Below are 20,940 nucleotides of genomic sequence, written 5' to 3'. Positions count from 1 at the left end.
TCAACCCATCTCAAGGTCGTCCAGGGCCTGGAACAGCTCGTCGTCCGTGGCCGAGGCGAATTTGTCGTCTGTCTCTGGTGCTGCGGAACCGTCCTGCACGTCACGCCACTTGCGCAGCAGTGCCTCCAGGCGGGCGGTGATCCGGGCCGCTTCGGCCGGGGTGGGGTCGGCGGCCGCGAGGGCGGTCTCCAGCCGGTCGGTCTCGTCGAGCACCGGGCGGGCGCCGTCGGAGTCCGCCGGGGCGAGTACGCCGTCCAGGTAGCCGGCCGCGGCGCGGCAGGTCGGGTGGTCGAAGACGAGGGTGGCGGGCAGCCGGAGCCCGGTGACCGCGCCGAGCCGCTTGCGCAGGTCGACGGCGGCCATGGAGTCGAAGCCGAGTTCCTGGAACGCCCGCTCGGGGTCGACCGCATCGGGGTCGGGGTGGCCGAGTACCGCGGCGACCTGCTCGCGGACCAGGGTGAGCAGGGTCCGCTCGCGCTCGTCCGGGGCCAGCCCCGCCAGCCGCTGCGCGAGGGAGGTGCCGTCGGCGGGCGCCGCGGACCGGCCCGGGGTACGGACCAGGGAGCGCAGGACGTACGGGAGTTCCTCCGGCCGGGTCCGCAGGACGGCCCGGTCGAGGCGGACCGCCGCCAGCGTGCCCGTCGCCTCCCGGGCGAGGGCGGCGTCGAACAGGGCGAGCCCCTCCTCGCCGGTGAGCGCGGGCAGGCCCGCCCGGTCCCGGGACGCGGCGGCCGTTCCCGGCGTCTGCCAGGGGCCGTAGGCGAGGGAGGTCACCGGCAGCCCCTTGCCCTGCCGGTATCCGGCGAGGGCTTCGAAGCCGATCTGGGCGAAGCCCGTACCGGCCTGGCCGTCGCCCTGCAGCAGTGCCTCGGCCGAGGAGATCAGGACGAAGGCGGCCGGGGCGCTGTCGCGGGTCGCCCTGTGGAGGTTCCAGGCGGCCCGGTCGCTCCGGTCGGAGGCGGCGAGGCGGTCGGCGGTGAATCCGGCGAACGAGGTGCCGTCCGGGGCTTCGTGGGCCGTGTGGACGACGGCGGTCAGCGGGTGCTCCGCGGCGATCGAGCCCACGAGCCCGGCCACGGCGGCGGGGTCCGTGAGGTCGGTGGTGAGCACGGAGATCTCCGCGTCCAGCCCCTCCAGCGGGTTCGGTCCGTCGTGGTTCGCCGGAAGGCCCTGCTCGGGGGCGAGTACGAGGTGTCGCACACCGCGCTCGGTGACCAGGTGACGGGCCAGCGCGGTGGCCGTGCCCGGGGCGCCGGTGACCAGCACCGTTCCCTCCGGGTCCCAGGCCGGCGCCGTCGCGGGAGCCGGGGCCGGGGCCGGGACGAGTCGCGGGACGAGCAGGGTGCCGGCGCGCAGCTCGGTCTCGGGCTCGCCAGCCGCCAGGGCGGCGGGCAGGGCGTGCAGCGACGCGTCCGAGCCGTCCAGGGCGATCAGGGTCAGCGGGCAGCCGCTCTCGGCGCGCGCCGATCGGAGCAGGGCCCGCACCATGCCGGTGGCCGCGCTCTGTTCGCGGGTGACGATGGTCAGCGGTACGGCGCCGAGCCGCTCGTCGGCCGTCCAGTGGTGCAGCAGGGCGAGGGTCTCGGGGGCCGCGTCGGGGCCGTCGGCGAGGTGGACCACCAGCTCGGGGGCCGGGCCGGTCGCGACGGCCGCCAGCAGCGCGTCGAGGTTTTCGTGGGCGGGTACGTCCTCGCCGAGGCCGAGCCGGTCGGTGCCGAGCACCGCGAGACCCTGCGGACGGGTACGGGACGCGGCCGCGGGTGCGGTCCGCCAGTCGAGGCGGAACAGCGCTTCCTGGGCGATGCCCTGGCCTGCTGTCAGCTCGGCGGCGGTGATCGGGCGGGGGACGACGCGGTCGACGGTGAGCACGGGCTGCCCGTCGGCGTCGGTCGCCGTCACGGTGTGGCCCCCGTCCCGCGCCGGGGCGAGGCGGACGCGCAGGGAGGCGCTGCCGGTGGCGTGCAGGGCGACGCCCTGCCAGTCGGCGTCGAGCTGCGCGGGTGCGTCCGTGGTGAGCCGCTGCACGTGCAGGGCGGCGTCCAGCAGGGCCGGATGGAGGGTGAAGCGCCCGGCGTCCCGGTCGGGACCCTCGGGGAGTTCGATCTCGGCGAAGAGCTCCTCGCCGCGCCGCCAGGCGGCGCGCAGGCCCTGGAACGCGGGCCCGTAGCCGTACCCGCGGGCGAGGAGCGCCTCGTACGCGTGGTTGGTGGCGACGGGCGTCGCGCCGGCCGGTGGCCAGGCGGCGTCGGCGGCCGGGGGCTGCCCGGGGGTGTGACCGGGGACGGCGGTGCCGGTGGCGTGCCGGGACCAGGCGGATTCCTGGTCGGTGGAGGTCCGGGAGTGGACGGCGACCGGTCGGGCACCGGAGGGGTCCGGGGCGCCGATGGTGACGCGCAGGTCGACGGTGTCGCGCTCGGGGAGCACGAGCGGGCTCTCGACGGCGAGTTCCCGCAGGGCGGTGCAGCCGGTGCGGGCAGCGGCGTGCAGGGCGAGCTCGACGAGTCCGGCGCCGCCGAGCACCACGGATCCCAGCAGGTCGTGGTCGGTGAGCCAGGACTGTCCGGTGGCGGAGAGCCGCCCGGTCAGGACGAGGCCGTCGGTGTCGGGCAGTTCCACGACGGCGCCGAGCAGCGGGTGTCCGGCGCTCTGCTGGCCGACGGCGGTGACGTCGCCGCTGCCGGCCACGGAGTCGAGCCAGTAGCGGCGGCGCTGGAAGGCGTAGCCGGGCAGTTCGACGCGGCGCGGGTGGCTCGAGGTGTGGACGGCGCTCCAGTCGACGGCGACGCCTCGGGACGCGGCCTGGCCGGCGGCGGTCACCAGTTCGCGCGGCTCGGGCCGGTCGCGGCGCAGGGCGGGCAGGAACGCGACGTCGCGTTCGCCGGTGAGGCAGTCCGCGCCGAGGGAGGAGAGGACGGCGTCGGGGCCGAGTTCGAGGTACGTGGTGACCTCTTCGGCCTCGAGGGTGTGCACGGCGTCCTCGAAGCGGACGGTGCCGCGTACGTGCCGGACCCAGTACTCGGGGTCGCCGAGCTCCTCGGCGGTGGCGAGCCGGCCGGTCAGCGTGGAGACCACGGGGATGACCGGCTTGCGGTAGGTCATCTTCCGGGCGACCGTGCGGAAGTCGTCGAGCATGGGTTCCATGAGCGGCGAGTGGAAGGCGTGGCTGACCCGGAGCCTGCTGGTCTTGCGGCCGTCCGCCTCGAAGCGGGCCGCGAGGGCGAGGACCTCGGCCTCGGCGCCGGACACCACCACGGAGCTGGGGCCGTTGACGGCGGCGAGGGACACGGCGTCCGTCAGGAGCGGCAGGACCTCGGCCTCAGTGGCCCGGATGGCGACCATGGCGCCGCCGGCCGGCAGGTTCTGGATCAGGCGGCCGCGGGCGGCGACGAGCGCGGCGACGTCTTCGAGGCTCAGGACGCCGGCCGCGCGGATCGCGGCGAGTTCGCCGATGGAGTGTCCGGCGAGGTAGTCCGGCCGGATGCCCCAGGACTCGGCGAGCCGGAACAGGGCGATCTCCATGGTGAACAGGGCGGGCTGGGCGTACTCGGTGCGGTTGAGCAGCTCGGCGTCCGTCCCCCACATGACCTCCAGCAGCGGCCGGTCCAGGTGCGGGTCGAAGGCCTCGGCTGCGGCGTCGACGGCGCGGGCGAACACGGGGTGGGCCTCGTACAGTTCGCGGCCCATGCCCGGGCGCTGCGCGCCCTGGCCGGTGAAGAGGAAGGCGGTGGCCCCGGCGGGGCCGGAGGCGGCCGTGGCGGCGGACGGCTGGGCGGCGAGCGCGGCGAGCCGGCCGAGGAGTTCCTCGCGGTCCTCCCCGACGACGACGGCGCGGTGGCTGAGCAGCGGGCGGCCGCTGCCGAGGGAGTACGCGACGTCGACCGGGCGCAGAGCGGGCTGCCGGGTGACGTGGTCGGCCAGACGGCGGGCCTGGTCGGCGAGTGCTTCGCCACCGGCCGCGGACAGCAACCAGGCGACGGGTCCGGTGTCCTCGGCGGGCTCGGCCTCGGGGGCCGTGGCCTCGGGGGCCGTGGCGGGCTCGGGCTGCTCGTCGGGTACGTGCTCGACGATCACGTGGGCGTTGGTGCCGCTGATGCCGAAGGAGGAGATGCCCGCGCGGCGGGGTCCTTCTCCGGCCCAGTCGCGGGCCTCGGTGAGCAGCCGGACGGCGCCGGCGTCCCAGTCCACCTTCTGCGAGGGCCGGTCCACGTGCAGGGTCCGGGGCAGCACGCCGTGGCGCATGGCCTCGACCATCTTGATGACGCCGGCGACACCGGCCGCGGCCTGGGTGTGGCCGAGGTTCGACTTGACCGAGCCGAGCCACAGCGGCCGGTCCGCGGGCCGGTCCTGGCCGTAGGTGGCGAGCAGGGCCTGGGCCTCGATGGGGTCGCCGAGCACCGTGCCGGTGCCGTGCGCCTCGACCGCGTCGATGTCGGCGGCGGCCAGCCCGGCCGAGGCGAGGGCCTGGCGGATGACGCGCTGCTGCGAGGGGCCGTTGGGCGCGGTCAGGCCGTTGCTGGCGCCGTCCTGGTTGACGGCGGTGCCCTTGACGACGGCGAGGACCTGGTGGCCGTTGCGCCGTGCGTCGGAAAGCCGCTCCAGGAGCAGCAGGCCGACGCCCTCGGCGAAGCCGGTGCCGTCGGCGGCGTCGGCGAACGGCTTGCACCGGCCGTCCGCGGCGAGGCCGCGCTGCTGCCCGAACTCGATGAGGACACCGGGGGTGGCCATGACGGTGACACCGCCGACGAGGGCCATCGAGCACTCGCCGGAGCGCAGTGCCTGCCCGGCCAGATGGACGGCGACGAGGGAGGAGGAGCAGGCCGTGTCGACGGTGACGGCGGGGCCCTCGAGGCCGTAGTGGTACGACAGGCGCCCCGAGACGATCGAGCCGGCCGCGCTGCTGTCCGCGTAGTCGTGGTACATCATTCCGGCGAAGACGCCGGTGGAGCTGCCGCGCAGGGTGGCCGGGTCGATGCCCGCCCGCTCGAACAGCTGCCAGGAGGTCTCCAGCAGCAGGCGCTGCTGCGGGTCCATGGCCAGCGCCTCGTTGGGGCTGATCCCGAAGAAGCCGGAGTCGAAGTCGGCGGCGTCGTAGAGGAACCCGCCGGACCTGGTGTACGTACGGCCGGGCTCGCCCGGCTCGGGGTGGTAGAGCTCGTCGATGTTCCAGCCGCGGTCCTCGGGGAAGGCGGACACGGCGTCGGTGCCTTCCGCCACGAGCTTCCACAGGTCCTCGGGGGACTCGACGCCGCCGGGGAAGCGGCAGGCCATCGCGACGATCGCGAGCGGCTCGTCCTGGTCGACGGCGACGGCGGCCGGAGCGGACTGCCCGGCGGTGGCGCCGCCGAACTGACCCTCCAGGTGCTTGGCGAGGACGCGCGCGCTGGGGTAGTCGAAGACGAGGGTGGGGGGCAGTCGCAGGCCGGTGGCCGCGTTGACCCGGTTGCGCAGTTCGACGGCGGTGAGCGAGTCGAAGCCGAGCTCCTTGAAGGCCCGGTCGGGGTCGACGGCGTCGGTGCTTCCGTGGCCGAGGACCTCGGCGACCTGGCGGCGTACGAGCTCCAGGAGGGCCTTGGTGCGTTCGGCGCCGGACAGGGCGGTGAGCCGGTCTCCGAAGGAGCCTTCGCCACCGTCGGCGGCCTTGGCCGCCTGCCGCGGCGGGGTGCGGACCAGGGAGCGCAGCGGGGCCGGTACGGAGCCGGAGCCGGCGGCGACGCGCAGCGCGGCGGTGTCCAGCTTGAGCAGGACGCGCAGCGCCCCTCCGTCGGCGGTGCCGGTGAAGGCGCTGTCGAAGAGGGCGAGGCCCTCGGCGGCGCCGATCGGCGGGAAGCCGCCGCGCCGCATGCGGGCCACGGTGGCCTCGTCGAGGTGGCCGGTCATGCCGGTGCCGTCGGCCCACAGGCCCCAGGCCATGGACACGGCGGGCAGTCCGGCCGCCCGGCGGTGGGCGGCGAGGGCGTCGAGGAAGGCGTTGGAGGCCGCGTAGTTGGCCTGGCCAGCCGAGCCGAGCGTGCCGGCGATGGAGGAGAAGAGGACGAAGGCGGCGAGGTCCAGTTCGCGGGTGAGCTCGTGCAGGTGCCAGGCCGAGTCCGCCTTGGCCCGCAGGACGCTGTCGAGGCGCTCCGCGGTGAGCGAGCCGACCAGGCCGTCGTCGAGTACGCCCGCGGCGTGCACCACGGCGGTGAGCCGGTGGGCGGGGTCGATGCCGGCCAGCAGGTCGGCGAGGGCCCCGCGGTCGGCGGCGTCGCAGGCGACGATCTCGGCGTCGGCGCCCAGTTCGGCCAGCTCGGCGCGCAGTTCGGCGGCGCCGGGCGCCGCCGGGCCGCGGCGGCTGGTGAGCAGCAGGCGGCGGGCGCCGTGCTCGGTGACGAGGTGGCGGGCGACGAGTGCGCCCAGGCCGCCGGTGCCGCCCGTGACCAGGACGGTTCCCTCGGGGTCGAGTTCCGCGCGGGGCGCGGGGTCGGCCGCGGCGAGCCGGGGGGCGAGGACGTCTCCGTTGCGGAGCGCGGTCTCGGGCTCCCCGCTGGCGAGGGCCGCGGCGAGGGCGCCCGCGGCGGGCACGGCGCCGGCGGCGAGGTCGGCGTCGGTGTCGACGAGGACGAACCGGCCGGGGTTCTCGGCCTGGGCGGAGCGCAGCAGGGACCACTGCGGGGCCTGCGCCAGGTCCGGCGCGCCCGCCTCGGCCGCGGCGACGGCGCCGGAGGTGACGAGCAGGAGGGTGGAGTCGGCGAACCGGTCGTCGGCGAGCCAGGACTGGACGAGTTCCAGGGTCCGGAGGGTGGTCCGGCGCACGGCGTCCGGTACGTCGCTCTCCTCGGCGGATCCGGTCAGCAGGGCGACGACCACCTGGGGCGGGGCGTCGGACGAGGCGTCCGCGAGGGCCGCCGGGTCCGCGTGGGCGGGGACGCCCAGGACGGTGGCGAGTGCGTCGGCGGCGGCGCCGGTTCCGGCCACCCCCCAGCTGCCGGTGGCGGGCGGTGTGGCGCCCGCGGCCGTCGCGACGGGGACCCAGCGCACGGCGTACGGCACCGGGCCGCTGCCCGCGCCCGCGGCGGCGAGCTGCTCCGGGGAGACCGCGCGGGCGACGAGGGAGTCGACGGTGAGGACGGGCGCTCCGGTGGCGTCGGCGGCGGTGATCCGCGTGGCGTCGGGGCCGGCCTTGGCGAGGTGGACGCGCAGCGAGGTGGCGCCGACGGCGTGCAGGCTGACGCCGGTCCAGGCGAAGGGCAGGACGGTCTCGCCGGACTCGTCCTCCCCGGCGAGGAGTTCGGCGTGCAGGGCGGAGTCGAGGAGCGCCGGGTGCAGGCCGAAGCGGGCCGCGTCGGTGTGCGCCTGCTCGTCCAGCTCGACCTCGGCGAACAGTTCTCCGGCGCGCCGCCACAGCCCCTTGAGGCCCTGGAAGACGGGTCCGTAGGCGTAGCCGCGGTCCAGGAGCCGTTCGTAGGCCCCGTCCAGCGGTACGGGCTCGGCGCCGGGCGGCGGCCAGGAGGCCAGGTCGGCGCCGGGCGCCGCGGGGGCGGGCGCGTCGGTGTCGAGGATGCCGGTCGCGTGCCGGGTCCACGTCGTGTCGCCGCTCTCCCCGCGGGACTGGACCGAGACGGGGCGGCCGCCGCTCTCGTCGGGTGCGCCGACGGTGACCTGCAACTGGAGCCGGCCGTCCGTGGGCAGGACCAGCGGTGCCTGGAGGGTGAGTTCGCGGACGGTCTCGCTGCCGGTGTGCTGTCCCGCCATCAGGGCCAGGTCGACGAAGGCGGTGCCGGGGACGAGGACGGTGCCCAGGGCCTCGTGGTCGGCGAGCCACGGGTGGGAGGAGAGTCCGACACGGCCGGTGAAGACGGTCTCACCGGAGGCGGAGGAGGTGAGGACGGCGCCGAGCAGCGGGTGCGCGGCGGAGTCGAGTCCGGCGGCGGTGACGTCGGTGCCCGCGGTGGTCGAGTCGATCCAGTAGCGGTGGTTCTGGAAGGCGTACGTGGGGAGGTCGGTGACGCGGGCGTCGGGAGCGAAGAAGTCCGTCCAGCGGACGGGGGCGCCGCCGAGCGAGGCTTCGGCCAGGGAGGTGGCGAACCGCAGGGGCCCGCCGTCGTTGCGCCGCAGCGAGCCCACGGCGGTGGCCTGGGCTCCGGCCGACTCGAAGGTCTCGCCGAGACCGTTGCGGAGCACGGGGTGCGGGCTGGCCTCGACGAACAAGCCGTAGCCGTCGGCGAGCAGGGCCCGGGTCGCCTCTTCGAAGCGGACGGTCTGGCGCAGGTTGGTGAACCAGTAGGTGCCGTCGAGTCGGGTGGTGTCGATGAGGGCTCCGGTCACCGTCGAGTAGAAGGCGATCTCGGAGCGGCGGGGGCGAACGGGGGCCAGGAGGACGTGCAGCTTGTCCTTGAGCGCCTCGACGTAGTGCGAGTGGGAGGCGTAGTCCACACGGATCTTGCGGGCCTGGACGCCCTGCGCGGTGAGGTTCTCGTGGACCTCGTCGAGCGCGGCGTTCTCGCCGGCGACGATGGTGGATCCGGGGCCGTTGACGGCGGCGAGCTGGACGCGGCCCTCCCACGGTCCGAGCCGGGTCTCCAGCTCGGCGGCGGGCAGCGGTACGGACATCATGCCGCCCTGGCCGGCCAGTTCCTCGGCGATGAGCTGGCTGCGGAGGGCGACGACCCGGGCGCCGTCCTCGAGGGTGAGCGCACCGGCCACGCAGGCGGCGGCGATCTCGCCCTGGGAATGGCCGACGACGGCCGCCGGCTCGACGCCGTACGAACGCCACAGGGCGGCCAGCGAGACCATGACGGCCCACAGCACGGGCTGGACCACGTCGACCCGGTCGAAGGTCGGCGCATCCGCCTCGCCGCGGAGCACCGCTTCCAGGTCCCAGTCGGTGAAGGCGGCCAGTGCGGTGGAGCACTGGGCCAGGGAGGCCGCGAACGCCGGTTCGGTGTCGAGGAGTTCGACGGCCATGCCCTGCCACTGGGAACCCTGGCCGGGGAAGACGAAGACGGCGGGGGTGGAGCTGCCGCCCGTCACGGAACCGGTGACCGCGGTGCCGCCGAGACCGCCGGTGGCCAGGGCGTCGAGACCGGCGAGGAGACCTTCGCGGTCGGTGCCGAGGACCACGCCGCGGTGCGCGAGGGCGGCGCGCGTGGTCACCAGCGAGAGGCCGATGTCGTGCGGGTCGGGTGTCTCCTGTTCCGGGCCGCGCCCGGAGAGGAAGGCGCTCAGCTTGTGCGCTTGGGCGCGGACTGCCGCCTCTCCGGTGCCGTGGAGCACCCAGGGGATCACCACGGGAGTCGGAGCTGCCCCGCCGGGAGCGCCGTGTTCCCCCGAATTCCGGTCGGAAACGGAGAATTCCTGGTCGCCGCTCATGCGGGGCACCCTCCTCGAGATGTTCCAGAGCTCTTTGAAAGACGTGACGGCACCCTGCGGGTGCCGTCGAAATGACGCTATTCAGCGCACCGTAGGGAGCCAACCCTTATGTGGACGGGCGGGCCCCCTATCGGGGTGCTACTGGGGGTGGGACACGGGTACCCGCTGTTCGGTGCGGGTGTCGTCGAGCAGATTCCCGAATCCGGGGAACTGCGCGATGGCCTGATCGGCCGTGAGGGCCGCCTTCCGGGGTCCGCGCAGAACGGGCCACAGATAGGCGAAGGAGAACATCCGGCTCACCGGGGCGACGAACGTGCCGACGGTGAAGGCGATGTTGCAGACGGTCTGGTTGCGGGCCGCCACCTGTGAGATGCGGGACGCCAGCCAGATCTGGAACTTCTCGCCCTTGACCGGGACCGAGGTCTGCACGCCCGGGAAGAACACGTCGTTCCCGGCCGAGGTCTGCCATGCGAACGCCACGATCTTGGCGATCCGGCCCTGTACCCGCTTGGCCAGGCCCGGCGTGAGACCGCCGCCCGCGCGGAGTTCGGTGCGCAGTTCCAGCGCGCTCTTGGCCGACACGGTCATGCCGGTTCCGTACGTGGGGTTCAGCGCCGCGTTGGCATCGCCGATGACGAGATAGCCCTCGGGCATCGTCGCCTTCTCGTAGTGCCGCCAGCGGTTCTGCATTCCGCGGTAGGAGCGGATCTCGGTGAGCGGGGTGGCGCCCGCGAGGAGCTTGGGGACGACGGGGTGGTCCCAGTCGCCCGTGTAGTTCGCGAAGCCCTCCTCGTCCGTGGGCGGCTCGCCGCCCTTGGAGCCGAAGAGGGTCACGATCCACTTGTTGCCCTCGTTGGGCAGCAGGGCCACGCCGCGGCCGGGCCGGCCGGTGCCCGGCTGGACCTGGATCATCACGCCGGGGAAGTCCTCCGGGGTGCCCTCGGGGGCCTCGTACCAGCGGCTGGCGTACGCGAAGCCGGCGTCGACGAGGTCCTCCGGCACCGCGGGGACGCCCAGTTCCTCCAGCCACTGCGGGGTACGGGCGCGGCGGCCCGTGGCGTCGACGACGAAGTCGGCGGTGAGCGTCTCCTCCGTCACCGACTGGCCGGCCTCGCGGCCGCCCTTCTCGATGCGCACCCCGGTGACCCGCCGGGCATCCCCGACGAGACCGATGACCTTGGTGTTCTGCAGGACCTTCAGCTTCTCGTTCTTCAGGGCCTGGCCGCGCACGACGTCGTCGAGTGCGGCCCGGCTCATGAGCAGCAGCCACGTGTCGGTGTGGCTGCGCTCGAACCAGTCGCGCGGACCGCGCGTGAGGATGTCCTGCGGCAGGCCGCGCTGCTTGGCGCCCGCGGCGCGCAGCAGGTCGGTGGTGCCGGGGAGCAGTTCGTCGAGGGCGTCGGCGCCGCCCTTCATGAACAGGTGGTTGTGCTGTCCCTGGGGCAGGCCGCGGCGCGGGCCGGGGGCGTCGGGGTACTGGTCGCCCTCGATGACGAAGACCTCGTCGACGTGGTCGGCGAGCACGGTGGCGGCCAGCAGGCCGGCCATGCCGCCGCCCAGTACGACCGCGGCGGTCACTGCTCTATTCCGTACGTGCCGAGGAAGGCCCGGAAGCGGCGCTCGGCGAGCGCCGGGTCCGGCAGCGTGCCGAGGCTGTCGGCGATCCGGTACAGGGTGGCCAGGTGCGGCAGGGAGCGGGCCGAGGACTCGCCCCAGACCATCTGGTAGTGGCTGGTCTCGCCCCGGAGCCAGCCGAGGAAGGCCAGGCCGGTCTTGAAGAAGATGATGCTGCGGCCGAAGCCGGAGAACAGGTGGCGCGACAGCTCCTGGGTGGGGTCCAGGAGCGCCCGGGCCTGTGCGCTGTCGCCGGCTTCCGCGGCGCGCAGCGCCTCGGCGGCGATCGGGGCGAACGCGCCGAAGACCGGGGTGAGGCCGTCGCTGAAGCCCTGGTCGTCGCCGATCAGCAGCTCGGAGTAGTTCTCGGTGTCGCTGGTGTAGAAGCGGATGCCCTCCGGCAGGCGGCGGCGGATCTCGACCTGGCGCTCGGGGGTCAGGAACAGCGCGGCGATCTTGATGCCGTCGACCTTGTCGGCGTTGTTCTTCGCGATGTCGATGAGGGTGTCGAGCGCCGCGTCGAGGTCCTGGTGGCCCCAGTAGCCGGTGTGGCCCGGGTTCCAGTCGGAGGCGACCCAGTGCAGGACGGCCGGCTTGGAGACCTGGCGCAGCAGCGAGCCGTAGAGCTCCGCGTAGCCGTCGGGGCCCTGGCCGAGCGGGGCCAGCTGGGGGCTGCACATGATGATGGCGGACGCGTCGGCGCCCTCGACGACCTCGAGCTGCTGCTCGTACGCCTTGGTGACGTCCTCGAGGGAGGCCGGGGCGAACGGGTTGAGCTGGTCGGTGGTGACGGCGACGGCGAGCTTGCCGCCGACGGCCTTGGCCTCGGCTGCCGAGCGGTTGATCAGCTCGATGGACGCCGGCCAGTCGAGGCCCATGCCGCGGTGCGCGGTGTCCAGCGCCTCGGCGAGGGTGAAACCGTGCTTCCAGAGGTTGCGGCGGACCTCGAGGGTGGCGTCCCAGTCGATCGCCGCCGGGGCCGGCGGGCCCATGGGCGGGCCGAAGGGCTCGTTGCCGGCCAGCGGGTCACCGAGGACGTGCGCGGTGGCCAGGGGGGAACGGGTGCGGAAGGGGCTGCTGTCGGGAGTGACCGCTCGCGGGGACTGATTGGGGTGATATTCGGTCAGCGTCCCGTCGACCTCAGGGAGTTTGATCACTTTTTTGGCTCTCCAAGTCTCAATCGGACCAGCGCGGGACTTCCCGCCAGTGCATCTTTTATTCAACTGACGCAGGGTCCGGCCGGGCCAGAGCGAAGACCCCCTGAAGAATGCGAATGCACCCCTAGGTCCGGCCTGGTCCGAGATTCGGGGTGCCTGTTTTCCGGGGAAAAGCGAGGACTCCCGCCGGAAATCCGGCGGGAGTCCTCGCTTATGCGTCCGGCCACCCGGTCACGGGGGTTGAAGGGACGACCGGTGGTTTCGCTGGATCAGCGCACCTGGGCTTCCTGCAGCGTCGGCGCGTCCACGATCAGGTCGGGGTTGACAGCGTCCGGACGGACGTTGACCTTGCGTAGGTAGGTCGCGGCGAAGACCGTGCCCGCGGCGAGCAGCACCATGCACATGTAGGCCGTGGTCTGGACGCCGTTGGCGAAGGCCTCCCGGGCCGCCGCGAGAACGGCGTCGCCGATCTGCTCGGGCAGCTGGCCGGAGACCGCGACGGCCCCGCCCAGGGTCTGCTCGATGGCTGCGGTGGCCGACTCCGGCAGTCCGTTCGGCAGGGCGCCGACGACCTCGTCGCGGTAGACCGCGCCGGCGACCGAGCCCATGACCGCGAGGCCGAGGGCACCGCCGAGCTGGGCGCCGGTCTCCAGGGTGGCGGCGGCGATGCTGGCGCGCTCCGGCGGGGCGGAGCCGACGAGCAGTTCCGTGGCGAGGGTCATCACGATGACCAGACCGCCGGCGAGCATGCCCGCCGAGAGCAGGATGACCCAGATCCCGGAGTCGGGAGTGGCCAGGGTCAGCACCGCGAAGGCGGCGATGCCGATGATGTAGCCCGCGCTGACCAGGATCGAGCGGTGTACGCCCTTCTTGAGCAGGATGGTGACGATCGGAGTGGTGATGCTGACGCCCGCGGAGGGCAGCAGGCTCCACAGACCGGCGACGAGTGGGGTCAGGCCGTACACGGACTGGAGGTACTGGGCGGTGAAGGCCGACATGCCGACCAGGCAGAACATGGCGATCATCTTGCTGAAGACAGGGCCGTTGATCTCGCGGCGCCTGAGGAGCTTCAGGTCGATCATGGGGTCCGGGCGGCGCTGGCGGAGCACGAACAGCAGGCCGATGACCACACCGACGGCGATCGCGCCGATCCGCGTGCCGTTGGCGCCGTTGGCCGCCCACTCCTTGATCCCGTAGATGATCGGGAGGATCGCGGCGAGGGAGAGGAAGGAGCTGATCCAGTCGAAGCGGCCGGCGTTCGGGTCACGGGACTCGGGCACCAGGAGCGGGGTGAGGATCAGCAGCATCGCCATGAAGGGCAGGTTGATCAGGAAGACCGAGCCCCACCAGAAGTGCTCGAGCAGCAGACCGCTCATGACCGGGCCGAGACCGATGCCGCCGGCGAGGCCGCCGGTCCAGATCGCCACCGCGGTCTGGCGCTGCTTCTCGTCGTGGAACATGTTCCGGATCAGACCGGCCGTCGTGGGCGTCAGCACCGCACCGGCGATGCCGAGCACACCGCGGGCGATGATCAGCATCAGCGGGGTGGAGGCGTAGGCCGCGGCCACCGATGCCAGGGCGAATCCGACGGTGCCGATCAGCAGCAGCTTGCGGCGGCCGATCCGGTCGCCGAGCCAACCCATCGTCAGCAGCGTGCCGGCCAGAACGAATCCGTAGATGTCGAACATCCACAGCTGTTCAGTGCTGCTCGGCGAGATCTCCTCGCTGATGTACGGCACCGCGAAGTACAGCACCGAAACGTCCATGGAAACGAGAAGCAGGGGCAGAAGCAGAACGAAGAGCGCAATCCATTCCTTGCGCCCCGCCTTCGGCTGCACTTGAGTCATGGGGGGGTTCATTTCCACGTCCTATCCATACGTATAGCCAATCCGGTCGTCCGTATAGGACAGGGCCAGTACGAACGTATTGCCGTCACGAGTGCGGGGGACGGCCCCTTGCGGAGGCCGGTCCCTGAGCACCGTCGGTACGGCGCGCCCGCGGTTGACGCTGGTTCAGCAGGTCGACCCGGCGGGTCGGCTGGTGGGGCCGAGCCCGCCGGGTCGGGCAGGGTCGGGTCAGGAGCCCTGCGAGATGATCGCGAGCTCGTTGTCGATCACGAAGTCCGAGGCGTCGTTCGTCGTCACCTCGACGCGGCCGAGCGCCTCCTTGATCGGGACCTCGAGGCGGGCGGCCTTCTCGGCCTCGCGCTCGTCGCGGCCCTCGGTGAAGTGCGGAAGGACCTCACGGGCGAACAGCTCGAGCGACTCCATGATGTGCTCGTGCTTGTTCTTGCCGATCTGGACCGAGAAGATCACCTGGTCCACGCCGGCCGCCTCGTACTGGCGCAGCAGGTCGATGATCTGCTCCGGCGTACCGATGCCGCGGCGCAGCGACGTGATCTGCTCCAGCATCTGCTCGGCACCGGGCGCCTTCGGGGTGTCGTCCGGCGCCGCGATCTCGCGCGTGAAGCCGAGCATCTCCTTGGTCGCCTGGAACTGCTGCCACACGTCCGTCTGGCCGGGCTTGTGCTGGCCGAAGACGAAGTAGTGCATCAGCGAGTACGCGAAGAAGTGCGCGCCTTCCAGGCCGCGGTCGAGCGCGGTCTCCTGGTCCTCGTGACACATGAACGGCACGACGACGGCGAAGTTCGGGTTGACCGTGCGGCCCGCCGGACGGCACTCCTCCGAGCTGATGAGGGAGTAGTACGTGTCGACGTGCTCCTTGGCCTGGTCGGGCGAGGAGAAGGAGAAGGAGAGCGCACCGAGGCCGAGGCGGGCCGCGTTCTCGATGGTGTCGCGGGCGCTGCAGGCGAGCCACAGCGGCGGGTGGTCCTTCTGCTTCGGCTTGGGCACCACGTTGCGCGGCGGAATGTCGAAGAACTCGCCCTTGTGACCGGTGAAGGGCTCCTCGGTCATCATGCGGACGACTATGTCGAGGGCCTCGCGCCAGTGCTCGCGCTTGGTGGTGCGCTCGACGTTGAACGCGCCCAGCTCCAGCTGAGAGCTGCCCTGGCCGGTGCCGAACTCGACCCGGCCGCCGGAGATCAGGTCGAGCGTGGAGATGCGCTCGGCGACGCGGGCCGGCGGGTTGACCGCGCCGGGCAGCTGGACGATGCCGTGGCCGAGGCGGATGTTCTTGGTCCGCTGGGACGCGGCGGCGAGGATGACCTCGGGCGCGCCGGAGTGCGAGTACTCCTCGAGGAAGTGGTGCTCCGTGGCCCAGGCGTAGTCCAGACCGATGCGGTCGGCCAGCTCGATCTGCTCGAGGGCCTCGTTGAACATCCGCTCTTCACTGTCGGCGGCCCAGGGCCTGGGCAGCTGGTGGTGGTAGCTGAGCCCGAATCGCATGTCGTTTCCTCTCCTTGGCAAACAAGACGGTAGGGGCAGCACCGGCGGCCCTGCCGCCTTCTGAGCGAGGACAGGGGGGGTGCCGCAAGGCATCAGGGGGTTGTTGGGGTAGGGCTCGGGGGGTTAGGGGGTGGGGGTGGCCAGGGAGCGGAAACCGGACCCGTAGTAGAGGAGCGGCTCGGTGGCGCGACCGGGTTCCGCGGCGTCGAGCGCCTGGACCCGGCCGACGACGATGCTGTGGTCACCGCCCGGATGGACGGCCTCGATCCGGCAGTCGATCCAGGCGAGCGATCCGGCCAGCCGCGGCGACCCGGTGCCCGGTCCCGGGCTCCACTGGACGCCGGCGAACTTGTCGGTGCCGCTGCGGGCGAAGGACCGGCACAGCGTCTGCTGGTCCGTCGCCAGGACATTGACGCAGAAGGCGCCCGACGGCTCGATGTGCGGCCAGGTGGAGGACCGGTCCGAGACGGTGAAGGCGACCAGCGGCGGATCGAGGGAGAGCGAGGTGAACGACTGGCAGGTGAACCCCACCGGCGCTCCCGTCACCGGGTCGATCGCGGTGATGACCGTGACCCCGCTGCAGAACCGTCCCAGCACGTGCCGGAAGCCTTCGGTGTCGGCCGGGTTGACGAAGACCGCGGACCGCAGAGCCTGCGCCATCAGGCCACCTCCTTGTTGAGCGCCGCCGATTGCGCACCGGTGTCCGGCGCCTGCTCGACGATCACGTGGGCGTTGGTCCCGCTGATGCCGAAGGAGGAGACTCCCGCGCGGCGCGGCCGCCCGGTCTCGGGCCACTCCCGGTTCTCCGTCAGCAGCCGTACGTGCCCGGCCTCCCAGTCCACCTGGTGCGAGGGCGCGTCGACGTGGAGGGTGGCGGGCAGCACCCCGTTGCGTATCGCCATCGTCATCTTGATGATTCCGGCGACGCCCGCGGCTGCCTGGGTGTGACCGATGTTCGATTTGACGGACCCGAGCCACAGGGGGCGTTCGGCCGGGCGGCCCTGCCCGTAGGTGGCCAGCAGCGCCTGTGCCTCGATCGGGTCGCCGAGCCGGGTGCCGGTGCCGTGTGCCTCCACGACGTCGACATCGTCCGTCCCCAGCCCCGCCTGTTCCAGCGCGCGACGGATCAGCCGCTGCTGGGAGGGGCCGTTGGGGACCGTGATGCCGCTGGAGACCCCGTCCTGGTTGGTCACCGAGCTGCGGATCACCGACAGGATCCGGCGCTTGTTGCGGATCGCGTCGGAGAGCCGTTCGAGAACCAGCATGCCCACGCCCTCGCCCCAGCCGGTGCCGTCGGCCGCCGCGGCGAAGGCCTTGCACCGGCCGTCGGCGGACAGGCCGCGCTGGGCGCTGAAGTAGGTGAAGGTCTGCGGCGTGGACATCACGGTGACGCCGCCGGCGAGCGCCAGCGAGCACTCGCCGGTCCGCAGCGACTGGGCCGCGGAGTGCACGGTGACCAGCGAGGAGGAACAGGCGGTGTCGACGTTCAGGGCAGGGCCTTCGAGACCCAGGGTGAAGGAGACGCGGCCGCTGACGAGGCTTCCGCTGCCGTCCGCGCCCTCGTAGTCGTGGTACATCAGCCCGGCGAAGACCCCGGTGCGGCTGCCCTTGAGGGACAGCGGGTCGATGCGCGCGTTCTCCAAGGCCTCCCAGGCCGTTCGCATCAGCAGCCGCTGCTGGGGGTCGAGTTCCTTGGCCTCGCGCGGGGAGATACCGAACAGCTCGGCGTCGAAGTCCCCCGCTTCGTGGAGGAATCCGCCCTCCCGCGTGATGCTCTTGCCGGGCGCCCCGGGCTCCGGGTCGTAGAGCGAGTCCGTGTCCCAGCCACGGTCGGCCGGGAACTGCGAGATCGCGTCACGGCCCTCCTCGACCAGACGCCACAGCTCCTCCGGCGAATCGGCACCGCCCGGATAGTGGCATGCCATGCCGATGACGGCGACGGGCTCGGTGGCCGCGCCGGCCAGCTGGTCGTTCTGCTTGCGCAGGCGCTCGTTGTCCATCAAGGACTGGCGCAGCGCTGCGACGACTTTGTCGACATCCATCGTTCTGTCTCAACCCCCGGATTACCTGTTCGATGCGGCGAGGAATTCACGATTACGGCGGGCGCGGCCAGGTTCGAACGTACCGACGGGCAGGAGGCCGACCCACCCCTATCCACCCCATGCCCGACCGCTGACCTTCCGCCGAGGCTCCCCGGGCACCCCCTAGGGTCTTCCGCCGGCCTGTTCCAGGGCAGGGCCGCGCTGCTTAGCTGTTCTGATGCTGCTTCATGAATTCATGCTGGCGGCCGGGCGGAGCACGCCCGACCGCCCCGCCGTCGTGGAACTCTCGGGATCCGGTGGTCTGGTCACCACGACTTACCGCCGACTCGAGGAATTGGCCGATGCGTACGCGAATTCCCTGAGGGAAATCGGGCTCGGCGTCGGCGACAAGGTCGTTCTCGAATCCGACACGTCGGCCGCGGCCATCTCCCTGCTGCTCGCCTGCTCCAAGGTGGGTGCCACCTTCGTCCCCGTCAGCCCGGAGACGCCCGAGCAGCGCCTGCGGTCGATCACCGACGCCACCTCGCCGGCCCTTCACCTGCAGAGCACCGAGGGCAAGCGCGAGGGGCTGGCGCCGTCGATCGGCACCGGCCGCTTCGGCGCCGACGGGATCGTGCTGGAGCGCGCCCCGCGGCCGCGGACACGGCGTCGCCGTGAGCCCGTCGAGACCGACACCGCGTACATGATCTTCACCTCGGGCACCACGGGGCGCCCCAAGGGCGTCGTGATGAGCCACCGCGGCGTCACCGCCTTCTACCAGGGCATGATCGCCGAGAGGATCGTCACCGCGGACGACCGGGTGGCCACCACCTCGCCGCTGCAGTTCGACTTCTCGCTGCTGGACATCGGTCTGGCGCTGGGCAGCGGGGCCGCCGTGGTGCCCGTACCCCGCTCCGTCCTGTACTTCCCGCGGCGCTTCCTCGGCCTCCTGGAGGAGGCCGAGGTCACGCACGTCGACGGGGTCCCCTCGATCTGGCGGCCGGTGCTGCGCCACGAGCCCGAGCAGCTGGCCGGACTCACCCGGCTCGCCGGCATCCTGTTCTGCGGCGAGAACTTCCCGCTTCCGGAGCTGCGGCAGCTGCAGGAGCTGCTGCCCAAGACGCGGATCGTCAACTGCTACGGCGCGACGGAGTCGATGGCGGCCTCGTTCACCGACGTCCCGAACCCCATCCCCGAGGGCACCGAGAAGCTGTCCATCGGCCACGCCCACCAGGGCGCGGACATGCTGGTGTTCGACGAGGCGGGGCGGCCGGTCGACGAGCCGGGCACCGTCGGCGAGATATACCTCTACAGCCCGTCGCTCTTCACCGGCTACTGGGACGACCCGGAGGCCACCGCCCGGGCGCTGGTGCCCGACCCGCTCGATCCGGAGTCCGGGCGGATCGTGCTGCGCACCGGCGACCTCGCGTACGCGGGTGAGAACGGCGAGCTGTACTTCGTGGGCCGCCGCGACTCGCAGGTGCAGATCCGGGGCAACCGTGTGGAGATCGGCGAGGTCGAGCGGGTGATCCTGGAGTTCCCGCAGGTCACGGCGGCCGCCGTGCTCGCGCTCCCGCTCGCGGACGGCGAACTCGCGCTGCACGCCTTCGTGGTCCCGGCTCTCGGGGACACCGGGTTCTCGGAGGCGGCGCTGGCCGTGTTCTGCAAGAAGACCCTGCAGCACTACATGGTGCCGGCGCGGCTGATCCCCGTGGATCAGCTGCCGGTCACCTCCAACGGCAAGACGGACCGCAAGGCGCTGGCCGCGCAGTACGCGCCGGCCGGTTCCTGACCGCGGGGTCCGCACGACAGGGCCCGGGGCCCCGGCCGTACTCGGTGAGTACGGGCGGGGCCCCGGGCCCTGTCGCGTGCGCCGGTCCTCCGGCGCCGGCGGCCTGCCGGCCACGGCACCGGCCGGCTACGGCAGCGCCGCCGCCTGCTCGGCCAGTGCCTTGCGGTCCGTCTTGCGGTTGGAGTTGAGCGGGAACTCCTCCAGGTGCCGGAAGTGCCGGGGCAGCATGCCCTTGGGGAGCACCGTGCGCAGCTCGCGGGCGAGGGCCGCGGCAGGTGTGGGCGCGCCGGTGTAGAAGACCACCAGCTCCCCTCCCGCCTCGGTGGTCCGGGTGACCGCGACCGCGTCCTGGACGCCCTCGCAGGCCCGGGCCGCGTGCTCCACCTCGGCGAGTTCGACGCGCCAGCCCTGCACCTGCACCTGCGAGTCGAGGCGGCCGAGGTAGATCAGCTCGCCGTTGGGAAGCCTGCGGACCCGGTCGCCCGTACGGTAGTAGCGGGACCCCTCGTGCTCCAGGAACCGGCCCTCGTCGTCGCTCGGGTTGATGTACCCGGCAGTGAGCTGGGGCCCTGTGATGAGCAGTTCGCCCTCGGTCTCGGCGGGCCGGCCCTCCGGGTCGAGCAGCAGGTGGTCGTGGCCCTCGTGGACGGCGCCGATGGGCACCAGGCCGTTGACGCACAGGCCGGGCGAGGTCTCGGGTTCCCAGCGGTGTCCGGTGATGGTGATGGTGAGCTCGGTGGGGCCGTAGATGTTCTCCAGGGTGGAGTGGGCCGCGGCGGCCTGCCAGTCGGCGGCGTCGTCCTGGCGCAGTGCTTCCCCGGCGAACAGGCTCCAGCGCAGTCCGGGCAGGGAGCCGGGGCGCAGTCCGCCGAGGCGGCGGATCAGGGTGATGGCGCTCGGCGTCGAGAACCACACGGTCATACCGCTGCGGGCCACGTACTCCGGCAGGTCCCGGAAGCCCTGGACCGGTACGGAGTCGACGGTTCCGCCGGCTCCCCAGGCACAGAACAGGTCGAACATGGCGCAGTCGAAGTTGAGGTCGAAGGTCTGCGAGAAGACGTCTTCCTCGGTGAAGTCGTAGCGCTTGTCCATGAGTTCGAAGTAGTGGCGCGCGCTCTCGTGGGTGATGGGCACGCCCTTGGGGCGGCCCGTCGATCCCGAGGTGAACAGCACGTACGCCGGGTCGCCCGGGGTGACGGGCCGGGGCGCGTCCAGCGGGCGGGTGCCACGGGCGAGGCGACGCAGGGCGGTCGGTCCGCCCTGGTCGTCTCCGGCGACGAGGACGGGGAGGTCGAGTCCGGTCTCGCCGAGGGCGGCCAGGCCCTGGGCGTCGGCGATGACGGTGGAGACCCCGGAGTCCTCCAGCATCCGGCGGGTGCGGGCGGCGGGGAAGTCGGCGTGCAGGGGTACCAGGGTGGCGCCGGTGTAGAGGCCGGCAAGGACCGCGAGGTAGGAGTCGGCGCCCTTGCCGGTCAGTACGCCGACGGCCCGGGGAGGCCGTTCGGCGCCGGCGAGGAGGTCGCCGGCCCAGCCCAGTGCCGTCTCGTGGGCCTCCTCGTAGCTGACGGTCCTGCCTCCTGCCCGGACCGCGGCCCGACGGGGCGAGACCTGCAGGCCGCTGAGAAAGCGCTCGTACAGCGGCTGCCCGACGGTGTCTTCCATTT

General features: G+C 72.7%; 8 protein-coding genes and 1 pseudogene. 1 reads left to right on the top strand and 8 read right to left on the bottom strand.

What is annotated here, in order from left to right; translation table 11 throughout:
* From ACFYYB_RS36470 to ACFYYB_RS36440, 7 genes and pseudogenes are all read right to left on the bottom strand, one after another.
* Positions 1-9,345: an SDR family NAD(P)-dependent oxidoreductase gene (locus tag ACFYYB_RS36470; RefSeq protein WP_389441739.1), complete on the bottom strand. Its 9,345-nt coding sequence runs from the start codon at positions 9,343-9,345 to the stop codon at positions 1-3.
* Positions 9,346-9,483: 138 nt separating this feature from the next.
* A complete protein-coding gene (locus ACFYYB_RS36465; RefSeq protein ID WP_389441737.1) occupies positions 9,484-10,923 on the bottom strand; it encodes an NAD(P)/FAD-dependent oxidoreductase in 1,440 nt (479 codons plus the stop codon).
* Positions 10,920-12,116, bottom strand: coding sequence for a DUF993 family protein (locus ACFYYB_RS36460; protein WP_389441734.1), 1,197 nt, complete (start codon positions 12,114-12,116; stop codon positions 10,920-10,922). Before ACFYYB_RS36460 ends, ACFYYB_RS36465 begins: the two co-directional genes overlap by 4 nt.
* Before the next feature lie 269 nt (positions 12,117-12,385).
* Entirely contained in the window at positions 12,386-13,963 is a 1,578-nt protein-coding gene (locus tag ACFYYB_RS36455; protein WP_389441732.1) for an MFS transporter, read from the bottom strand.
* A 228-nt stretch (positions 13,964-14,191) separates the two neighbouring features.
* Entirely contained in the window at positions 14,192-15,463 is a 1,272-nt protein-coding gene (locus tag ACFYYB_RS36450) for an LLM class flavin-dependent oxidoreductase (RefSeq protein ID WP_389441729.1), read from the bottom strand.
* A 123-nt stretch (positions 15,464-15,586) separates the two neighbouring features.
* On the bottom strand, positions 15,587-16,123 hold the full coding sequence (locus tag ACFYYB_RS36445) for a flavin reductase family protein (protein ID WP_389441727.1): 537 nt from the start codon (positions 16,121-16,123) through the stop codon (positions 15,587-15,589).
* Between the two features lie 44 nt (positions 16,124-16,167).
* Positions 16,168-17,505, bottom strand: a pseudogene (locus tag ACFYYB_RS36440) (type I polyketide synthase); the annotation flags it as partial.
* 217 nt (positions 17,506-17,722) lie between these two features.
* Here ACFYYB_RS36440 and ACFYYB_RS36435 point away from each other — a divergent pair.
* Positions 17,723-19,276 (top strand): amino acid adenylation domain-containing protein, encoded by a 1,554-nt coding sequence (locus tag ACFYYB_RS36435; protein WP_389441725.1) that lies wholly within the window; start codon positions 17,723-17,725, stop codon positions 19,274-19,276.
* A 126-nt stretch (positions 19,277-19,402) separates the two neighbouring features.
* Here the strand turns inward: ACFYYB_RS36435 and ACFYYB_RS36430 are convergent, their stop codons facing one another.
* Positions 19,403-20,938 (bottom strand): AMP-binding protein, encoded by a 1,536-nt coding sequence (locus ACFYYB_RS36430; RefSeq protein WP_389441722.1) that lies wholly within the window; start codon positions 20,936-20,938, stop codon positions 19,403-19,405.
* Positions 20,939-20,940 lie beyond the last annotated feature (2 nt).

Origin of the sequence: Streptomyces sp. NPDC002886 (genome assembly GCF_042888445.1) — a bacterium.
Classification (GTDB): domain Bacteria; phylum Actinomycetota; class Actinomycetes; order Streptomycetales; family Streptomycetaceae; genus Streptomyces.
This window is presented reverse-complemented; position numbering and strand designations above follow the sequence as displayed.

What these genes read in the sequence shown, in the direction of transcription:
- ACFYYB_RS36470 (WP_389441739.1), bottom strand. Translation starts at nt 9,345, where the DNA reads ATGAGCGGCGACCAGGAATTCTCCGTTTCCGACCGGAATTCGGGGGAA.
- ACFYYB_RS36455 (WP_389441732.1), bottom strand. Translation starts at nt 13,963, where the DNA reads ATGACTCAAGTGCAGCCGAAGGCGGGGCGCAAGGAATGGATTGCGCTC.
- ACFYYB_RS36450 (WP_389441729.1), bottom strand. Translation starts at nt 15,463, where the DNA reads ATGCGATTCGGGCTCAGCTACCACCACCAGCTGCCCAGGCCCTGGGCC.
- ACFYYB_RS36445 (WP_389441727.1), bottom strand. Translation starts at nt 16,123, where the DNA reads ATGGCGCAGGCTCTGCGGTCCGCGGTCTTCGTCAACCCGGCCGACACC.
- ACFYYB_RS36435 (WP_389441725.1), top strand. Translation starts at nt 17,723, where the DNA reads ATGCTGCTTCATGAATTCATGCTGGCGGCCGGGCGGAGCACGCCCGAC.
- ACFYYB_RS36430 (WP_389441722.1), bottom strand. Translation starts at nt 20,938, where the DNA reads ATGGAAGACACCGTCGGGCAGCCGCTGTACGAGCGCTTTCTCAGCGGC.